19 protein-coding genes are annotated in these 19110 nt (G+C 35.8%); 5 read left to right on the top strand and 14 right to left on the bottom strand.

All coding sequences use genetic code 11. The features are described 5' to 3' along the window. Nucleotides 1-53: 53 nt before the first annotated feature. The 6 genes from ACTXGU_RS19115 to fabL form a co-directional block, all read right to left on the bottom strand. On the bottom strand, nt 54-1997 hold the full coding sequence (locus tag ACTXGU_RS19115; protein ID WP_443483121.1) for an ABC transporter ATP-binding protein/permease: 1944 nt from the start codon (nt 1995-1997) through the stop codon (nt 54-56). 474 nt (nt 1998-2471) lie between these two features. After that, nucleotides 2472-4220: an ABC transporter ATP-binding protein gene (locus ACTXGU_RS19110; protein WP_443483120.1), complete on the bottom strand. Its 1749-nt coding sequence runs from the start codon at nt 4218-4220 to the stop codon at nt 2472-2474. A gap of 389 nt (nt 4221-4609) precedes the next feature. After that, nucleotides 4610-5140 (bottom strand): nucleoside tri-diphosphate phosphatase, encoded by a 531-nt coding sequence (ntdP, locus tag ACTXGU_RS19105; RefSeq protein ID WP_443483119.1) that lies wholly within the window; start codon nt 5138-5140, stop codon nt 4610-4612. Nucleotides 5141-5596: 456 nt separating this feature from the next. Next, nucleotides 5597-5857, bottom strand: a complete 261-nt coding sequence (locus ACTXGU_RS19100; protein ID WP_443483118.1) for a YgaB family protein — start codon at nt 5855-5857, stop codon at nt 5597-5599. 432 nt (nt 5858-6289) lie between these two features. Next, entirely contained in the window at nt 6290-6493 is a 204-nt protein-coding gene (locus ACTXGU_RS19095) for a gamma-type small acid-soluble spore protein (RefSeq protein ID WP_443483117.1), read from the bottom strand. Between the two features lie 180 nt (nt 6494-6673). Then, on the bottom strand, nt 6674-7417 hold the full coding sequence (fabL, locus tag ACTXGU_RS19090) for an enoyl-[acyl-carrier-protein] reductase FabL (RefSeq protein ID WP_443483133.1): 744 nt from the start codon (nt 7415-7417) through the stop codon (nt 6674-6676). Nucleotides 7418-7545: 128 nt separating this feature from the next. On the opposite strand from fabL, the gene ACTXGU_RS19085 reads away from it, so the two are divergent. Further along, entirely contained in the window at nt 7546-7758 is a 213-nt protein-coding gene (locus ACTXGU_RS19085) for a hypothetical protein (protein ID WP_443483116.1), read from the top strand. A gap of 34 nt (nt 7759-7792) precedes the next feature. On the opposite strand, the gene mutY is transcribed toward ACTXGU_RS19085, so the two are convergent. Next, nucleotides 7793-8905: an A/G-specific adenine glycosylase gene (mutY, locus tag ACTXGU_RS19080; protein ID WP_443483115.1), complete on the bottom strand. Its 1113-nt coding sequence runs from the start codon at nt 8903-8905 to the stop codon at nt 7793-7795. 255 nt (nt 8906-9160) lie between these two features. Here mutY and ACTXGU_RS19075 point away from each other — a divergent pair, with 255 nt between their 5' ends. After that, the gene (locus ACTXGU_RS19075; protein ID WP_443483114.1) at nt 9161-10141 is read left to right on the top strand and encodes a metal-dependent hydrolase; all 981 of its coding nucleotides are present in this window, start codon (nt 9161-9163) and stop codon (nt 10139-10141) included. A gap of 202 nt (nt 10142-10343) precedes the next feature. On the opposite strand, the gene ACTXGU_RS19070 is transcribed toward ACTXGU_RS19075, so the two are convergent. Further along, nucleotides 10344-10613 (bottom strand): YfhJ family protein, encoded by a 270-nt coding sequence (locus ACTXGU_RS19070; protein WP_443483132.1) that lies wholly within the window; start codon nt 10611-10613, stop codon nt 10344-10346. Nucleotides 10614-10732: 119 nt separating this feature from the next. Between ACTXGU_RS19070 and sspK the strand changes: the two genes are divergently transcribed. After that, nucleotides 10733-10885 (top strand): small, acid-soluble spore protein K, encoded by a 153-nt coding sequence (sspK, locus tag ACTXGU_RS19065; protein WP_443483113.1) that lies wholly within the window; start codon nt 10733-10735, stop codon nt 10883-10885. Between the two features lie 73 nt (nt 10886-10958). Here sspK and recX read toward each other — a convergent pair whose 3' ends face one another. Then, complete coding sequence (recX, locus tag ACTXGU_RS19060) at nt 10959-11762, bottom strand: recombination regulator RecX (protein ID WP_443483112.1); 804 nt, start codon at nt 11760-11762, stop codon at nt 10959-10961. Between the two features lie 479 nt (nt 11763-12241). Between recX and ACTXGU_RS19055 the strand changes: the two genes are divergently transcribed. After that, nucleotides 12242-12367 carry a YfhE family protein gene (locus ACTXGU_RS19055; protein WP_443483111.1) on the top strand — a complete coding sequence of 42 codons (126 nt, stop codon included), beginning with the start codon at nt 12242-12244 and terminating at the stop codon, nt 12365-12367. Between the two features lie 366 nt (nt 12368-12733). Next, complete coding sequence (locus ACTXGU_RS19050; RefSeq protein ID WP_443483110.1) at nt 12734-13795, top strand: lactonase family protein; 1062 nt, start codon at nt 12734-12736, stop codon at nt 13793-13795. 112 nt (nt 13796-13907) lie between these two features. Here ACTXGU_RS19050 and ACTXGU_RS19045 read toward each other — a convergent pair whose 3' ends face one another. From ACTXGU_RS19045 to ACTXGU_RS19025, 5 genes are all read right to left on the bottom strand, one after another. Continuing rightward, nucleotides 13908-14618, bottom strand: a complete 711-nt coding sequence (locus tag ACTXGU_RS19045) for an ABC transporter ATP-binding protein (RefSeq protein ID WP_443483109.1) — start codon at nt 14616-14618, stop codon at nt 13908-13910. 13 nt (nt 14619-14631) lie between these two features. Continuing rightward, nucleotides 14632-15408: an ABC transporter ATP-binding protein gene (locus ACTXGU_RS19040; protein ID WP_443483108.1), complete on the bottom strand. Its 777-nt coding sequence runs from the start codon at nt 15406-15408 to the stop codon at nt 14632-14634. Beyond that, nucleotides 15389-16654 (bottom strand): branched-chain amino acid ABC transporter permease, encoded by a 1266-nt coding sequence (locus ACTXGU_RS19035; protein WP_443483107.1) that lies wholly within the window; start codon nt 16652-16654, stop codon nt 15389-15391. The genes ACTXGU_RS19040 and ACTXGU_RS19035 overlap by 20 nt, the downstream gene beginning before the upstream one ends. Nucleotides 16655-16663: 9 nt before the next feature. Next, on the bottom strand, nt 16664-17650 hold the full coding sequence (locus ACTXGU_RS19030) for a branched-chain amino acid ABC transporter permease (protein ID WP_443483106.1): 987 nt from the start codon (nt 17648-17650) through the stop codon (nt 16664-16666). Nucleotides 17651-17907: 257 nt separating this feature from the next. Next, nucleotides 17908-19107, bottom strand: a complete 1200-nt coding sequence (locus ACTXGU_RS19025; protein ID WP_443483105.1) for a branched-chain amino acid ABC transporter substrate-binding protein — start codon at nt 19105-19107, stop codon at nt 17908-17910. Between the last annotated feature and the right edge of the window lie 3 nt (nt 19108-19110).

Raw genomic sequence — 19110 nt, 5'->3', positions numbered from 1 at the left:
TAAAAGGTTGTTGACCTATTTAGCTTCCCTTATTTATTATCTATCGCAATTCTTTATTCATATCTTAAAGCATCTACTGCATTTAATTTAGCTGCTCTTCTTGCTGGAATAAATCCGGCAATCATGCTTATGCATGTGCTAAAAATAATACAGAACGCCGCTAAATAGCCTGGAACAACAAATGCTTTGAAGGCATTTTCTTTTAATACAGCTTCTAGAATAGCATTTCCTGCAAGGCCGAGTAAATAGCCGCCAATGACACCAAATAATCCACCTAGAATTCCGATAACGGCCGCCTCTGATAGAAAAATTCTTCTAATATCTTTTCCACGTGCTCCAAGTGCTTTCATTGTTCCAATTTCTCTTGTTCTTTCTAATACACTTACATACATAACGATTGCAATCATAATAGCTGAAACAATAAGAGAAATACCAGCAAATGCACCAAGCGCTGCTTGAATCATCACAAAATAAGAATTTATTTGATCTAACTGGTCGCTGCTCGTTTTAGCAACTAAACCTTCTTTTTCAGCAGCAGTTTTTACTTTATCCACGACTTGTGTATTTTTAGCAATTATATTTGCTTGCAGCATTCCTTTTTCGCCTGTTGAATCTTTATATAGCTGCTCTGCAAAGTCATATGGAATATAGCAAATGGAAAAACCGAATGATCCATTTTTCACAACCCCCATGACCGGCATACTAACATCAACCGTTTTAAACATGCGCTGTACGCCATCCAGCTGCGTAGAAACCGTCATTTTAATTTCCTTGCCAATGATGTCTTTATTCTTTGCGTCCTTTCCAAATAAGTTGTCTACATCCTTTTCCGTAATAAATATTCCCTTATCGCCATCTTTCGGGTAAGACCCTTCTAAAATATTATTTTTTTCAAAATCTCCTTTTTGTGCAGATGGATTTAAGCCAGAAAGAATGAGATTTACAGGACCCTTATCAGGATCTGCATTGGTTACACCACCATAAAAAGCATATACCCCTGTAACATCAGATATATTAGGATTGTCTTTTAAGTGTTGAATCTTTTCTTCTGAAATAACTTTCGGATTTTTTTGATCTGTTTGAATCGCTACAGTTTTTTGATCAGTCAGCTTTTCGAGCTCACTGTTTACTTTGTTTTGTGCACCAATTCCAAGTCCCACCATTAAAGCGATGCCACCAATACCAATTGATGCCCCAAGTGCTGTTAAAAGCGTCCTCCACTTTTTCTGTTTTAAGTTCTGTGCCGCAAGCTTCATACTAGATAAGAGACTCAGCTTTCCGCCTTTTTTCGTATCACTTCTTCTTTCCTGCTCTTTCACTTCTTGCTTTACTTCATTAGATAAAACTTCTCCATCCTTTAAACGAACAATTCGATTTCCCCATTCAGCCAGCTCTAAAGAGTGAGTAACTAAAATAATTAACTTCCCTTGCTCTGCCAACCCTTTTAGTATTTCCATAATTTGAACCGCCGTTTGTGAATCAAGTGCCCCAGTCGGTTCATCTGCTACGATAATATCCGGATCATTCGCTAAAGCTCTCGCAATAGCAACACGCTGCTTTTGTCCCCCACTTAATCGGTTCGGTTCATAATTTAATTTATCCCCTAATCCAACCATTTCAAGCAGTTCTTTTGCTCGCTGCTGTCGCTGCTGTTTAGACTGACCATCTAACGTCATAACAAGCGCCACATTTTCTTGCACCGTTAAATGCGGAACAAGATTAAAGCTTTGAAATATGTACCCAATATTATTTTTTCGGTATTGAGCCCATTCATTTTGATTAAACTTTGTGATGTTTTGATCATAAAAATAAATTTCTCCAGCTGTCGTTACATCAAGTCCGGTAATAATATTTAAGAGAGTAGACTTCCCACACCCCGATTCACCCAACAGGGAAACGAGCTCTCCTTTTTGAAACTCCAAATTAATTCCTTTTAAAACAGGAATCGGTTCCTTATCAACAAAATACGATTTCTGAATATTTACTAATTTAAGCATTTTTACCTCCTTAGTATTTTCTTTTAGACATAATCATCCATATTTTTCTAAGTCATATGTAAATACGTGTTGATTATTCATAAGTTTCATTTTTTTTAGAAAAAAGCAAAAAAAGTGATTCAAAAACCGTTGAACGATTTTTGAATCACTTTTTTCATTTTTGAAATCATTGTGTCAATTTTTCAATTTAAATTACTATAGCTGAACAAGGAGCTTCCGCTTTTCTAAAAAGATAAGAAAAGTATAAAATTTTCAATTTAGTTTAGTGTCTAGCTCCAGCGCCCTATCGACTTCAACGCTTCCCTTACCTCGTCTACGATAAGTCAACATCGAATCGCTAACGCTCTTCGTGTTTCCTTTATCTACTGTAAGGTACACAATCTAAAACCGCCACGTCCAGTGGCAACGATTGTGTGATCCACATCCTGTGGAACTCACCTTTTTCTGTCGATGAGCAAGGGCGCTTCCGCTTTTCTAATTATCCAGCTGCTGGATTTGAAATAAATTAAAATACTGTCCTCGTTTTTCCATCAATTCTTCATGTGTGCCATCTTCGATAATTCTGCCATGTTCCATTAATACAATGCGGTCTGAGTGGGTGATCGTCGATAAGCGATGTGCTACGATTAAGGTTGTTCGGTCCTTTGCCAGCTTTTCAATCGCTTCTTGTATCGATTGTTCACTCTCTAAGTCTAGTGCAGAGGTTGCTTCGTCTAAAATTAAGATCGGCGGATTTTTTAGAAATACTCGTGCAATCGCTACCCGCTGCTTTTGGCCGCCACTTAACTTCACTCCTCTTTCCCCTACTTTTGTATCATAGCCTTCTGGTAATTCCATAATAAATTCATGTGCATTTGCAGCTTTAGCAGCGGCCACCACTTGTTCATCTGTCGCATGAGGATTCCCAATCATAATATTTTCCTTCACGCTGTCACTGAAAAGAAGATTTTCTTGTAATACCATGCCTATGTTATCTCGCAATGTCCGAACTTTAAAAGAACGAACATCTTGATGATCCAATTCGATGCTTCCGTTTACTACATCATAAAAGCGCGGAATAAGACTGATGAGCGATGATTTCCCCCCGCCACTCATTCCTACAAATGCAACCGTTTCCCCTTGGTTAATTTTTAAAGAGACATCCTTTAAAATAAGTGCTTCATCTGGAGAATAGGAGAAATCAACTTGTTTAAATACTATTTCTCCTTTTACATCCACACACGGAACTGCATCCCTTCTATCTTGAATATCGTATTTTTCATCAATTAATTCAAATACTCGATCCATGGAGGCAATTGATTGCGTTATCGTTGTTGAAGAATTAACCATTCTTCTTAAAGGATTGTATAACCTTTCAATATAAGCAAAAAACGCAATCATCTCACCTAATGATAAATCCCCAGTAATCACTTGATATCCAGAGTATGCAATCACAATGAGCGGAGCAATATCTGTTATTGTATTTACGACAGCAAATGCTTTTGCATTCCACTTTGTATGATTAATCGCTTTATCTAAAAAACGATTATTATATTTACTAAATATTTGCTGCTCATGTTCTTCTCTTGCAAAACTTTTAATAACAGCGATCCCTTGTACTCTTTCATGCAAAAAACTTTGAACACCAGCTAAAGCTTGCGATCTTTCTCTTGTTAACGCCCGTAAATTCCCAAAAAAATACTTTACCGAAAGCGCATAAAATGGGAGCAAGATAATCGAAATAATTGTAAGCTTAATATTCAACGTAAACATAATAGCAATAGCAATTACAATGGTTGCCCCATCTAACCATAAATTCATTAACCCTGTTAAAATAAAGGTTTTTGTTTGCTCTACATCATTAATAACACGAGATATAACTTCCCCTGCTCTTGCATTGGAATAATATTTAAGACTTAATTTTTGCAAATGGGAAAATAGCTGATCACGAATATCATATAGTATCTTATTAGAAACCCACTGGGCAAAATATTGGCGATAATACTCAATAGGTGGTCTCAATACTAAAAAGATAACGGTCATAATCCCCATAGTTATCAATAAACGATTGATCTTTTCATCACTGCTGATCCCGTTATTATTAATAATATCGTCTACTACATACTTCAATAACAGCGGGATGAGAAGCGGAATGGCAAATTTTATTATTCCAATAATAATTGTTCCAATAATTTGCATTCGATACGGCTTAACAAAATGCAAATACCTCTTTATACTATTCAATAACAATTCCCCTTTTTTAAAAGTAATTCAGTTTATTATATCCAAGAAACGTTTAGTCATTTTTCACGATACGATTGTAAACAATGAGTTATTTTATTAGACTGTTTTCGTATAGATTGTTGCTTTTAAATGCGCAGCCTGAATACACTTCGCTTTCCGTGGGCGAGCGTCGAGCCTCCTCGTCGCATACGCTTCTGTGGGGTCTCGTCTTTCTCGCATTCCCACAGGAGTCTACGTGTATTCAGGCTGCTGAGTACTTCTTCTCTCATTTTTTTACATAAAAAACAACAAACTTTGAGAAAACAGCCTTTTATTATTATTACCTAATTACCTATCATACAAAATGAAAAAGCTTGTCCAATCATCAACAAGCTTTTTTCAAAATAATATCAACCTCTGTACGTTAAGAATCTTTCATACCATAAATCAATAAAATCTGGTGCAAAGGGACCCTTTCGCTGGTGAATCCAATCAATCAATTGATTAACATGTGACTTTAATATGTTGTCAATTACACTGGGATAGTTCATTTCGACACGATGACGTTCATATTCATCCTCATCTAACAAATTAAAAGTCATATCTGGAAAAATCTTAATGTCTAAATCATAATCAATGTATTTTATTGCTTCACCATCATAAATAAAAGGAGAACTTAGGTTACAGTAATAATGAATCCCGTCTTCTCTAATCATGCCGATTACATTAAACCAATGCTGCGAATGAAAATAACAAATTGCTGGTTCACGAGTTACCCATGTTCTTCCATCGGCTTCTGTAACAATAGTTCGATCATTACCACCAATTATTAAGTTTTGCGTCCCTTTAAGTATCATTGTTTCGTCCCAGATTCGATGGATGTGCCCATTATGTTTGTAGCTATGAATTTGAATTGGTTCACCCTCGATAGGTACGACCATATTTCTCCCCTACTTTCATTAGCGGACGCTTTGTAACCTGCTACACGTAAAAACATTATTATCCCGACAAAGGCAACAAAGAACAATTCCTCTTTTTTCTATTTATATTATAACGGTTAAGAAGAAAATTTAAAACAAAAGAACCATTGAAATTATACAATGGCCTACGAAATAAAGATTAACTAGACGATAAGTGTTTAAAAAAGAAAGCTGTTTTCGTATAGATTGTTGCTTTTAAAAGCGCAGCCTGAATACACTTCGTCCGTTTAGCGAGCGTCGAGCCTCCTCGTCGCATACGCTCCTGTGGGGTCTCGTCTTTCTCGCATTCCCACAGGAGTCTACGTGTATTCCGTCTATTCCGTCTGCTGAGTACTTCTTCTCCCATTTTTTTACGTAAATAACAACAAAATTTGAGAAAACAGCCAAAAAGAAAGATTAAGAATTATTAACAAGCCTCTAACTAGACGATAATTTCATCTGTTTTTCTTGATACACCTTAATTACCTGTTCTGTCTGTGATTCAAATATTTGATGAATGTCTTTTAATTCTTTTTTCATTTTCTGAATAACTGATTGAACCTCTTTTAATTCGGTTTCCTTTTGCAATAATTGAAGTTCTATTTCTAATGCTTCACATCGTTCCAACTCACCTTGTAAATATAAAAGTTTATCCATCGTTTTCATTTGTTCCCCAACTAACCCATTAAATAAGTCCATAAAAAAACACATCCTAATTTATATTTTTTAAATGGATTTCTATATTAGTATTTCGTTCTCCCTTATCCTATTCCTTTGACAAGTTATGTAGACTGAAAAGAAGTTTTGTCGAATATGAAATGTTATAAATGCCGTTCGTATTAAAACATGAAATGAATTCCATAAAAAGGAACATAATAGACATTTCTTACTTATTTTACTTTAGTTTTGTCCTTTATAAGCCGTATCAAGGACATTTTTAGCTGCTTTTCCTTAGTTTTGTCCTTCATAAGCAGTTTCAAGGACATTTCGGGCTGCTTTTCGTTGATTTTGTCCTTCATAAGCCCTCTCAAGGACATTTCGGACTACTTTTCCCTTGATTTTGTCCTTCATAAAAAAACAAAAGGCACTTCTCTCGAAAAGAAAGTGCCTTTTGCTTTAGTTGTTCAGCAATTATTTGCTAGAGTTTTGTGCTTTTTTAGCTTCTGCTTGTTGATTTAATTTTTTCACTTCTGCAGCGTTTGTTTCGCCAGCAAATTCAGTACCAAATTGACCTGCAGCTCCAGCAGCTCCAGCAGTACCTGCAGATTGTGCGTTTTTTTGTTTAACTTCTTGGATGTTAGTTCCTGTTTGTGTTGCACCAGCTTTTTTAGCCATTACTATCACCTCCACGAATATTAATTTGTCCCAGAATTTAAGGTTCTATTCGCACGATTTAATTTCCAATATAATCCACAAAACAGATAATTTCGAATGTTTTTTATCGACAATATATTAGCAAAAATTAGATAAAAATGAACATAAAAAAAGAGAGAATTTCTCCTCCCTTTTTCATACTTATACCAACAATGAAATACCGCCATCTACTATAATCGTTTGCCCTCTTATCATACTACTGTCATCACTTATTAAAAACATAGCTGTATTTACTATGTCATCAATTTCGACAATCCTGCCTGCTGGTGTTTTTTCTGCTGCATCATTTAATAACTCTTCTCTATTCGGAAAATGCTTTAAAGCATCTGTATCAATTGCTCCGCCTGAAACAGCATTTACAACGATATTTTTCTGAGCAAGCTCAACAGCTAAATAGCGTGTTAATGCTTCTACCGCTGCTTTACTAACACCGACTGTTGTATAGTTTTTTAAGTAGCGGATTGCCCCTAACGAGCTAATGCTGACGATTTTTCCGCCGCTATCCATTAACTTTGCTGCTTCTTGTGCACAAAACAATAATGCTTTACTATTTATATTCATTGTCCAATTCCAATGTGATTCTTCTAAATCCATTATTGGTCTTAATACACCCGATGCCGCGTTGTTTACAAAGACATCTAGCCTGCCAAATTCTTGTTTTATTTCTGCAAACATCTCTTTAATTTTATCAACATCACCGACATTTGCTCTTACCAAAAGCACTTTTCTTCCTAATGCTTTAATTTCATTTGCTGTTTCTTCAGCGGCTTTTTTACTTCTTGCATAATTTATTACAATATCATAGCCATCCTTCGCTAAGCGGAGAGCTATTGCCTTTCCTATCCCTCTGCTGCTTCCTGTTACCAATGCTACTTTTTGTGTCATTTTTTTATTCCTTTCCCATCTATTTATGTTCATTTTACCTCTTTCCATGCATAGTTCGCAATCTACATAAACACAATACATATAGTGCATGTATAGAAATTTTAGCTAAAGAAAGGGTGCTTTTTGTAATGTATGAAGTCAGAGATATGACGGAATTATCCATGTTGGAAAAATCAAAGTGGAAAAATAGTGAATTAGCTTATTTTCATCATTCCTTACAGCAGATGACACCATATTTAAATATAGAAGGACTAACCATTCATCAAGAAATTATGAAAGAAATCGAAAATCGCGGCGGTTTGCAACGAAACGAAGCAGACTACACCCACGATATAAAATAAAATATGATTAACTTTGAGAGAAGGTGCAAAATTTTTAAGCATCTTCTCTTCTATTTAATGTTTCAGGCAAGTATTTTAACATTTTCTGATGGGACACCGGAAAAGGATAACGTTCTATTTCCATTTGTGTCACCTTTTTCAAACGATCCGATTCCGCATCCAATTCCACTAACTCACCGAAATAAACATTGATATTCCAAATTAAATGAGTAAAAACATGCTCAATTCTTGTTATTAAGTCACCAACTTCTATTTTTGCACCATATTTAGAAAGCACTTCATCTTTTAGCTGTTCTTTTTCACTTTGAATCGTTTGCACAATTTCCATGTTAGGAAATTCCCATAAGTTTGCTAATAAACCAGTCTCCGCTCTTTTATGAATAAGCGTTCTTCCATCTTTGTCTTTTAAAATAACAGCAGCAAGATTTAACGATTTTTGCTTTTTCTTTTTTGTTTTGACAGGCAATTCTGTTTGTGTACCATTATAAAATGCTTGGCAATGGTCGCGAACAGGACATATTAGGCAAGATGGAGAGGTTGGTGTACAAATTAAAGCCCCTAATTCCATTAACGCCTGATTAAAATAAGAAGGGTTCTCATGACAAATAAGCCCCCTTACCGCTTCCTCAAACACTTTGCGTGATTTGGGTTTTGCAATATCCTCCCAAATAGAGAGGATTCTTGAGAGCACTCTCATTACATTTCCATCTACTGCCGGCTCTGGCACGCCATATGCAATACTTAAAATAGCGCCAGCTGTATATGGTCCTACTCCTCTAAGTGTCGCGATTTCATCTGGCGTGTTTGGCACAACTCCTCCATACTTTTCTTTTACTTCCTTTACCGCTGTATGTAAGTTTCTCGCTCTTGAATAATATCCAAGCCCTTCCCATGCCTTTAACACCTTTTCTTCTTCTGCTTCTGAGAGTGCATCTATTGAAGGAAACTGTTCGATAAAACGGTTAAAATAAGGGATAACCGTATCTACCTTTGTTTGCTGCAGCATGATTTCTGATACCCAAACCTTATATGGATCTTGGTCCTGTCGCCATGGCAAACTTCGTTGTTCTGCTGTAAACCAATGTAAGAGATCGTCCCTAAATCCTTGAATATTTATATTTTTTAGCGTTTCATTTAAACCGTCCACATTCACCCTCCAATAATATTAATTTTATTAAAATTGGGGAATAACAAAGTATGTATTAAAACTAACTTTTTTTGTCACTCTTCTAAAAATGACCTTTATTTATGTTTGGCCAATTTAATAAAATAAAGGTATATCCATCTCGACTGTCTAACTTAAAAAGTGTATCTTTTGTTTTAGAAAAAAGAAAGTAATTTTTCCTAGAAATTTTAGAATGATTATCCAATCGACTGACTAACTTTAGGGAGGTTTGTTATTTTGGACACTGGTACACATGTAGTCATGGGATTAGCATTGGGCGGTCTTGCAACACTTGACCCCGTTGTTGCAGAAAGTCAGGCAACAACAATTAGTGTGATGATCGCTACATTAGCTGGATCACAGGCTCCCGATATTGATACCGTATTAAAATTAAGAAATAATGCTGTCTATATTAGAAATCACCGAGGGATTACCCATAGCATTCCAGCCGTAATTTTGTGGCCATTAGTTATCATTGCTGTGATCTATCCTTTTTTTCCGGTGGCCAATCTCCTACATTTATGGTTGTGGACATTTTTAGCCGTTTTTTTACATGTTTTTGTCGATATTTTTAATGCTTATGGAACACAAGCCTTACGTCCATTTTCTTCCAAATGGATTGCGTTAGGATTCATCAATACGTTTGATCCAATTATATTTACTGTTCATGTAATTGGTTTGTTTTTATGGGCTTTCGGTTCAGATCCAGGTTATACGTTTTCCACTATTTACATTTTGTTAGTTTGTTATTATTTTCTCCGCTATTTTGCACAGCGAAAAGTTAAAAATAAAGTCAAAGAGCTCGTTCCAAACGCTGCTTCCATTATCTTATCTCCTACCATGAGGTATAACCATTGGCGAGTTGCTGTAATGACAGATGAATTCTTTTATGTAGGCAAAGCACATAACTACCAGATTAAAATTTATGACAAATATGAGCGTGTTCCTATTCCAATAACACCAGCATTAACTGCTGCTCAAAAAGATAAAAACCTTTCTGCCTTTTTATCTTTTTCACCTGTTTATCGGTGGGAAGTGCAAGAGACCGACAATCAATTCCAAGTTCGTTTTATTGACCTGCGCTATCGAAGCAACGGACATTATCCTTTTGTAGCCGTTGTTCACTTAGATCAACATTATGATATCATTTCGTCCTACACCGGCTGGATTTTCAGCGAAGAAAAACTAAGAAAAAAACTTGATATTTTAACCAATTAATGCATTTAATCCATTAGTTTCCTTGAAAAGAAGTTCCGCAGCGTGAATACACTACGCTTTCCGCGGGCGAACGCCGAAGCTTGCCAGTTCGTCCGCGGAAAGCGAGTGAATTTCCTGACCATTCTAAATCAGCACTGAAAATAAACAGAGCCCATCCATAAAAAACAGGTCTCCTTTTTTATGTTAGGGGACCCGTCATTCATTAGTGCAGCTTCTTTTTATCTTCTAAAAAAAACTCTTTGTATTTTGGATTTTGAGCAACAAATTCATGCAGCTTTTCACCGTGATTTTCGATCCATTGACTAACGACTTTTTCCGTTATTTCCATTCCTTGATATTCTCTTCCTGCTTTTGCATAGGTGCTTTCAAAATCTTCCCATAATAACTCGATCCATGTCTGTGCTTGTGTAACGGAAATCGATTGGTTAATTTCCAGCAATCTCTCTACTAACCTTTTTTGATAATCATGCATCATGTTTTATCCTTCTTTCACTAATATTTTGTTTTGTTCCAACCAATACTAATCTTGTGATAAACAACCGTTTACGTTTATTACAACTACCATTGATAAAAAATCGGAGGGGTTCTTTTATGGGAAAAAATGTACACAATATAGACCAAAATAAATTTGAAGGCGAACCTCGTGCGAAGCCAGAATTTGCATCAAAGCGTGCAGATGGGAAAACAAATACACATCCACAAGAAAGAATGAATGCGTCATCTCACCGTGATACGAACCAATAACTTTTTAGAGTGGGACAGGAAGGACAAAAAACTTTCTGCTATCCCTCTCTCCTTTTTGAACACGTGATACAAGTCAATTCGATAACTCATCTAGATATAGTTCGATCTGTTCCATCGCAAATCCTTTTCTGTATAAATATTGTTTCATTTTTTGTTTAAATTCATATCCGGTATACTTGGAAAATTTTCTTTGTGCCTTATCCCCTTGTACTCGGAGCATGTCCATTTCATCACTCGTTTCTTCCATTAAAGAAGGTTCATTTTTTACTTCTTGAATGATGTCGGCAGTATGCCCTTTTCTCATTAACGTCTGCTCCACCTTTTGCAAAAGTATTCGATTAGACTCCTTTTTATTGCTTCCAATCACTTTTTTGGCTATTTTTGCTGCTGCTGATAATTGATCATCATAAGATATTTCTTTTAGCGCTGCTTCGATGAAATGAGCGGCTATTCCCTTTTCCTTTAATTCTCTTTTAATAACTTGTAGACCTTTATCTGTCGTATTTTTTTGCGTTCTAACATAAGAAAAAGCATAATCTTCGTCATCAAGAAATTTCATTTCTATCAGCTTTGTTATTACCTCGGAAACAATAAAGTCCCCTTCTACCTTTGTTTGTAAATAAGTTCTAACCTCTGCTTCTGTTCGTTTTACTTTTGCTAAATACTTCACAGCAAGATGGTACCCTTTCCTTATTTCATCATTAAATTGAATTTCACTTAATAATAAGGAATCTAATTCCAACCCTTTTCGAAGTTGATATTGAATTAATATCGCCTCATCTACACTAAATGCATATTGCTCATTTCCATTTTTCACCGTAAAAATATTATAGCGATCCTCAATCTGTTTCTGTCTAGTAATTTTAGAAATAATCAAGCTTTATCCCCCCTTATGATTTAATGATTTGCTTTCGGGAATATATAAATAAAGGGCGTTGACAAAAGTAATCAGCATAAATGTTGATAAATTGTACTTTGCTTATACATTTATCATACTACAAAAAATAACGTTTTTTCACTCTATTACAAGCGAATGATATAACCTTATGTATTTTGGTGAGGCTGTTTTCTCAAAGTTTGTTGTTTTTCATGTAAAAAAATAGGAGAAGAAGTACTCAGCAGACTGAATACACGTAGACTCCTGTGGGAATGCGAGAAAGGCGAGACCCCACAGGAGCGTATGCGACGAGGAGGCTCGACGCTCGCTAAACGGACGAAGTGTATTCAGGCTGCGAGTTTAAAAGCGACATTCTATACGAAAACAGCCTTTGGTAAAGAAGAAGACTTGCCGACATTGTATTAAGTATCTTTTCTTGCTTATTAGGGAAAACTATTAAAAAAGAAAGGATGTTTAACATGGAAAAAAAGAAACAACCTAAATCGAAACATACTTTATCTAGTATGCAAGAAGTATTATATACACACGAATTTAAAAAAGCGGACACGGCAGCAGCAAAACCTAGTAAAAATAAAAGAAATTAATTTTTAACAGACTAGAAGGAGATTATTCAGCCTTCTAGTCTTAAACTTGCCTACATATAAAACCAAGTAGTTATCCACAAAAAATGAATTACCCCCCTACCATCCTGTGGATAATGTGAATAAACCTGTGGAATACTTATATAACAATGATTATCTTGTTAATAATACGTGAATAAACCAGCCAACTTTTCCACATTCCATATTATCACAATATATTACTACGTAATCACTCATTTTTAGCACATGAACTTCAAGATTTCTGCGCCTTGACCTTCTCCACTCTAATTATTCTCCCACCCTTATATTATTTAATTGTTCAAATTTTTTGATATAATGAACTTAATTATGTTTAAAGGAGATTTGCACATGACAAATTCAAAGAAATTTATCGGTTATGTTGGTACTTATACAAAATCGACAAGCAAAGGAATTTATTCCTTTATACTGGATACAACAGAAAAAAAAATAGCGAATATTGAATTAGTCGCTGAAATTGATAACCCTACCTATTTAACTGTAAGTAAAGACAATAAACATCTTTATGCAGTAGGAAAAGATGGTTCGCTTGGAGGTGTTTCTGCCTATACAATCGATCCTGCATCCGGCAAACTTCAAATGCTTAATAGCCAATATACAGAAGGTGCTTCACCATGTCATGTAAGCGTTGATGAAAACAAAAAAACTGTATTATCCGGAAACTATCATAAAGGAACTGCAGAAGCATATCCTATTGATCAAGAAAGCAATGCTCTTCAAGCTGTTTCTTCTGTTATTGAGCACACTGGCACTGGTCCTAATAAGGCACGTCAAGAAAAACCACATATGCATTTTGTCGGGTTTACTCCTGATGAAAAATATGTTGTATCTGTTGATTTAGGAATTGATAAATTAGATACATACAAGCTGACAAATGGCGTGTTAGAGGAAGTAAGCAGTTTATCCACAAAACCTGGCAGCGGTCCAAGACATATCGCTTTCCATCCTAACGGTAAATTTGCTTATATTATGACGGAATTAAGCTCAGAAGTAATTGCTTTATCGTATGATGCAGAATCCGGAAGCTTTAAAGAACTTCAATACATTTCCACCTTGCCAACTGATTTTACGGAAAATAATCAAGGCAGTGCGATCCATCTTTCATCTGACGGCAATTTTGTTTATGCTGGTAACCGTGGACATAATTCTATTGCTATTTTTAGTGTGAACAAAGAAACAGGTGAGTTGCAATATGTAGACCGTACATCTACAGAAGGAAACTGGCCTCGCGATTTTGTTTTAGATCCAACAGAACAGTTTCTTGTTGCATCAAATGAACAATCAGATACATTGACGTTATTTGCAAGAGATCAAGCAACAGGCAAACTAACATTACTTCAATCAGAAATTCAAGCACCTGAACCAGTTTGTATAAAATTTTTAAATTATTAAAAGAAAAGCGCAGGCGCCTGAGTTAGACACTCATCTAAGTTAAAAATTTTTTATCTTTCTTATCTTTTAAAAAAGCTGACCTTCAATCAATGAAAGTCAGCTTTTTTAGCATTTATGCTAAGTACGCTTCTTGTACTTGTTTATTTGTAATTAATTCTGCTCCTGATCCTTCTAGAACAATTTCACCCGTTTGAATAACATACCCTCTATTGGCAATTTGCAGTGCTTGGAAAGCATTTTGCTCTACTAGTAGAATCGTCATTCCCTCTTTATTCAACTCTTTAATAATCTCAAATATTTGTTCCACAATAATTGGCGCCAAACCCATGGAAGGTTCATCAAGCATTAATACTTCCGGCTGCATCATAAGAGCACGGCCAATAGCAAGCATTTGCTGCTCCCCACCGCTCATCGTCCCGCCTTTTTGTTCTATCCGCTCTTTTAATCTAGGAAAATATCCAAACACCTTTTTCATTCTTGTTTCAATTAATTGTTTATCTTTTACAGCAAAAGCACCAATTAATAAGTTTTCTCGTACAGAAAGCTTAGGAAAAATCCGTCTTCCTTCTGGTACTTGTGAAATACCTAATACAGCTGTTTTATGGGCAGCAATATTGGTGATTTCATTCCCTTTGTAAAAAATAGATCCTTTTTTGGCAGGGACTTGTCCACTTACCGCTTTTAAAGTAGTGGATTTTCCTGCCCCATTACTTCCGATAAGCGTAACAATTTCTCCTTTATCTACATGCAGGCTGATTCCCTTTAAAGCCTGGATGCCTCCATATGATGCCTCGATACTATTAAGTTCCAGTATTTTCTCCATGCTGTTACCCCCTTTAAGCGAGCGCTACCGCTCCTTTGCCTAAATATGCTTCGATTACCTTTGGATTGGAACGAATGTCTTCCGGTCCGCCTTCAGCAATCTTCTCTCCGTGGTCAAGGACAATAATATGATTAGAAATTTCCATCACTAGCTTCATATCATGTTCTATTAAGATAATCGTCAAATCCAATTTTTTACACATATCTTGTATTAAGTCTGTTAATAAACTCGTTTCTTTCGGGTTCATACCAGCAGCAGGCTCATCTAATAATAAAATACGAGGTTTTGTTGCTAGGGCACGGGCAATTTCCAATCTTCGCTGGGCACCATAAGATAAATTTCCCGCTGCTTCATTTAACAAATCTGCAAGACCAACATATTCTAATAAGCGATAAGCCTCTTTTTTTGCTTCCTCTTCCTCATGTCTTGATTTTGGAAGCTGGAGTAGTGTTCCTAATATATTCCCTTTTATATGATTATGCATCCCAATCAATACATTTTCTAAAACCGTAATCTCATCGAATAAACGAATATTTTGGAAAGTACGGGAGATTCCATTTTTTGCAACAACATGAGGTTTTAAACCTGCTATCGACTTGCCTTCTAAAAGAATTTTTCCTGATGTTGGTTTATATACTCCTGTAATCATATTAAAAAATGTCGTTTTCCCTGCTCCATTTGGTCCAATAACAGCTGTTATGGAGTTTTTTTCAACATACATATCAATATCCGAATTTGCGACAAGTCCGCCAAAAGATTTGGTTAATCCTTTAATTTCGAGTATATTCACTTGATGCTCCTCCTTTTACATTTGCTCCGGTCCCTTGTTTTAATTTCTTTGCATTAAATTTTATATTTTTCACCGGTATCAAACCTTGTGGACGATACAATGTCATGACAATTAATAATGCTCCAAAAATAAATCTTTGCATTTTTGCCGGAGATAACGCATCAGGAATAGCCGTTACTGTACTAAGCCAAGATGTAATCTCTGCTAAAACTTGTAAATTCAAAATGGTAATAACAGAAGCACCTAAAATAACACCAGGAACACTTCCCATACCTCCCAAAATTACCATAACAAGAATAGTAGTAGATTCTAAGTAAGTGAAACTTGTTGGATCAATAAAGGTTTGTTTTGCTGCAAATACAACCCCCATCATTCCTGAAAAAGAAGCTCCGATTGCAAAAGCTGTTAATTTTGTTTTTACTAGTGGGATTCCCATTGCTTGTGCAGCAATTTCATTTTCTCTAACTGCTTTCCAAGAACGCCCCAATTTTGTATGTTCTAATTTTGTAACCGTATAAATTACGATAACAAAAACAACTAATACAACATAATAAAATTGGTTTGGGAATATTAATTGAATGCCAAAGATTTCAGGAGGACTAATACTCGCAAGCCCCATCGCACCGTTTGTAATATTGACTGGTTTATCTAAATTATTAAATACAATGCGAATAATCTCCCCGAATCCTAATGTAACAATGGCCAAATAATCTCCTTTAACACGAAGAACAGGAATTCCCAGCAGAACTCCAAATAACGCTGCTACAAAAAGACCAATGATAATAAAGATCCAAAAGCTGTTTCCTGATAATGGGTACTGGCCAAAAGGCATAAAGTTGGAAGCTTGCGCTGTCGCAAAAATACCATATGTGTAAGCACCTACTGCAAAAAATGCTACAAATCCTAAATCAAGCAATCCTGCTAATCCAACCACAATATTTAATCCCAACGCCATACAAACATAAATTCCCACCATCGTGGCAACTTCCATATACGATTGATAAGCAGGTCCGTGGCTTGCTGAAAATGGAAGAACAAACCCTAAAATGATAATCCCCAATGCCCATTTTATTTTATTTCCTAACTTTAAGAAGTACAAAATTAAGAGGGAAAATAATAGTAGTAAAAATGCCACAACTGATTGTTGTGCAAGATATAAACTAGCACTTGTTACTAATACGTATACTAAAAATAGTATTGCTTGTGCCATTTTATTGTTCTGTAGTGTATTCATTAAGTTTGTCATTGTTCCCACCTACACTTTCTCTGCTACGGCTTTCCCAAATAAGCCTTCTGGTTTAAAGATTAGGACAATAATTAAAATAGCAAAAGCAACAACATCTTTATATTCGGCCCCTAAAAGACCACCTGTAAGAACAGATAAATTTGCAGCTGTAAACATTTCGATAAGACCAATAATCAAACCGCCTACCATTGCTCCGCGAATATTTCCAATTCCACCAAGCACGGCAGCTGTAAATGCCTTTAAGCCAAGAATAAATCCAATATATGGATCAATTGTTCCATATTGGATGGCAAATAAAACACCTGTCGCTCCACCAAGGGCAGAACCAACAAAAAATGTAACAGAAATCACTTTATTAACGTTAATGGACATAAGAGATGCAGTTTCTCTATCCTGTGCTACTGCTCTCATTGCCATGCCCCATTTTGTTCTATTAACAAACAAATCAAGAGCAATCATTAGTATGATGGCAACAATAATAACTACTAAAAAGGAACTTTTAAAATGAGGATTCTGAATTCCTGGGATAATAGAATCTAAATGTACTTTTATTTGTCCTTCGAAAAAATTTGGAGAAGTTAAAATATAATTTCCTTTATATAATTCTGTAATAAAACGGACAATATCTTGCAGCAGGAAAGAAATCCCGATAGCTGAAATAAGCGCAATTAATTTCGGTGCTTTTCGCAACGGACGATATGCGACTCTTTCAATCCCCATTCCCATTAGCCCTGTGATTAAACTAGATATCACAAGCATGATAATTAAAGAAAGTACAGCTGGTAACATCGCTGTCCAGCCAAGACTTGTTAAAACAATTAAAACAGCTGTTCCAATAAACGCACCTGTCATGAAGATTTCTCCATGGGCAAAATTTATCAGCTCCAATATTCCATAAACCATTGTGTATCCAAGTGCAATAACAGCATAAACAGCACCAAGAGTTAGTCCATCTATCAAAACTTGCGGTAATGTTTGTAATATTTCTGTCAGCATTTTCTTCCCCACACTTTTGTTTATAATTTTTTGTTTTTAAGAGGGTGTTCAAAAAATCACCAAATTAAAGCCTCTCATTTGTTTCCTTTTTGAACTCACAATTTAAGGATAGTTCTTTTTTACGTTGGCTAAAGTCTTTTCACTTACTTGCTTGTCCTAACTTGCTAACCTACTGACTAATCATAAATACTATCCCGTTATATTTACTATAATCCAATTGAAAAAGGGTACGGGATATCCATACCCTTCTTATTTGATTATTCTTTTTCAATTTCTCCATCTAATGTAGCTGGATATTTTGCTTCGTCAAATTTATAGATAAAGATTTTTGCATATGTGTTATCACCTTTATCATCGAAACCAACTTGAGTTACAACCCCTTTGTAATCCTTAATACCACGTACTGCTGTCATTACTTGTTCACGAGTTGGCATTTTACCGTCATTGTCTTTAATCGCTTGTTCAATACCAGCTAATAATACACCTGCACTGTCATAAGCATATCCTGAATAAGATTCAATAGGTTTGTTAAATTTCGCTTTATAATCATCAGCAAATTTTTTACCTTCTGGTGTTTTTGTCGTATCACCTGCAACAGAAGTTAAGAATGTATTTTTCACTGCATCGCCGGCAATTTCAACAAATGTAGAAGAATCTAAGCCATCTCCACCCATAAATGGAACATCGATTCCTTTATCACGAGCTTGTTTAACTAAAAGGCCGCCTTCAGCATATAAACCGCCATAATAAATTAAATCCGGCTTTTTAGATGATACTTGGTTTAATACACCGTTAAAGTCTTTTTCCCCAACAGTGATACCTTCATATCCAATAATCTCAGCGCCCATTTTTTCAGCAGCATCTCTAAATGCACCTGCTAAACCTGAACCGTAAGCTGTTTTATCTTGAATAACGAAGATTTTTTTCGCTTTTAATGTTTCAACAGCATATTTAGCGCCAGCGGGACCTTGGAAATCGTCGCGTGCAACTACACGGCTTACTGATTTAAGATTACGGTCTGTAAAATCAGTTGCTGTACTTGCTGGTGATATGCTGACAATTTTATTTTTTTCATATACTTGAGATGCAGGAATGGAAACACCTGAATTTAAGTGGCCAACAACTCCTAATACGGATTGGTCAGCAGCAATTAAATTAGCGTTTGCTACCCCTTTTTTCGGATCTCCTTGGTCGTCTTGCGCTTCCAATTTAAGTTCAAAACCTAAATCAGCAAACTTATCTTTTTGCTCATCTACTGCTAATTGAGCTCCTAGTTTAATTGCTTCGCCTAAAGTTGCACTTCCACCCGATAATGGAGATTGTGTAGAGATTTTTATCACTTTCTTCCCGTCAGCGCCGCTATCTTTGTCCTTATTATTGGATGAGGCACACCCGCTCATGAAACCTAGTGCTAAAGTTGCTGTCATCGCTAATGATAGTACTTTTTTCGAAATCATAAT

It is taken from the genome of Niallia sp. 01092, assembly GCF_052318935.1.
Classification (GTDB): Bacteria; Bacillota; Bacilli; order Bacillales; family Cytobacillaceae; genus Niallia.
The sequence above is the reverse complement of the archived record's forward strand: the minus strand, read 5'-3'. Positions and strand labels throughout refer to the sequence as shown.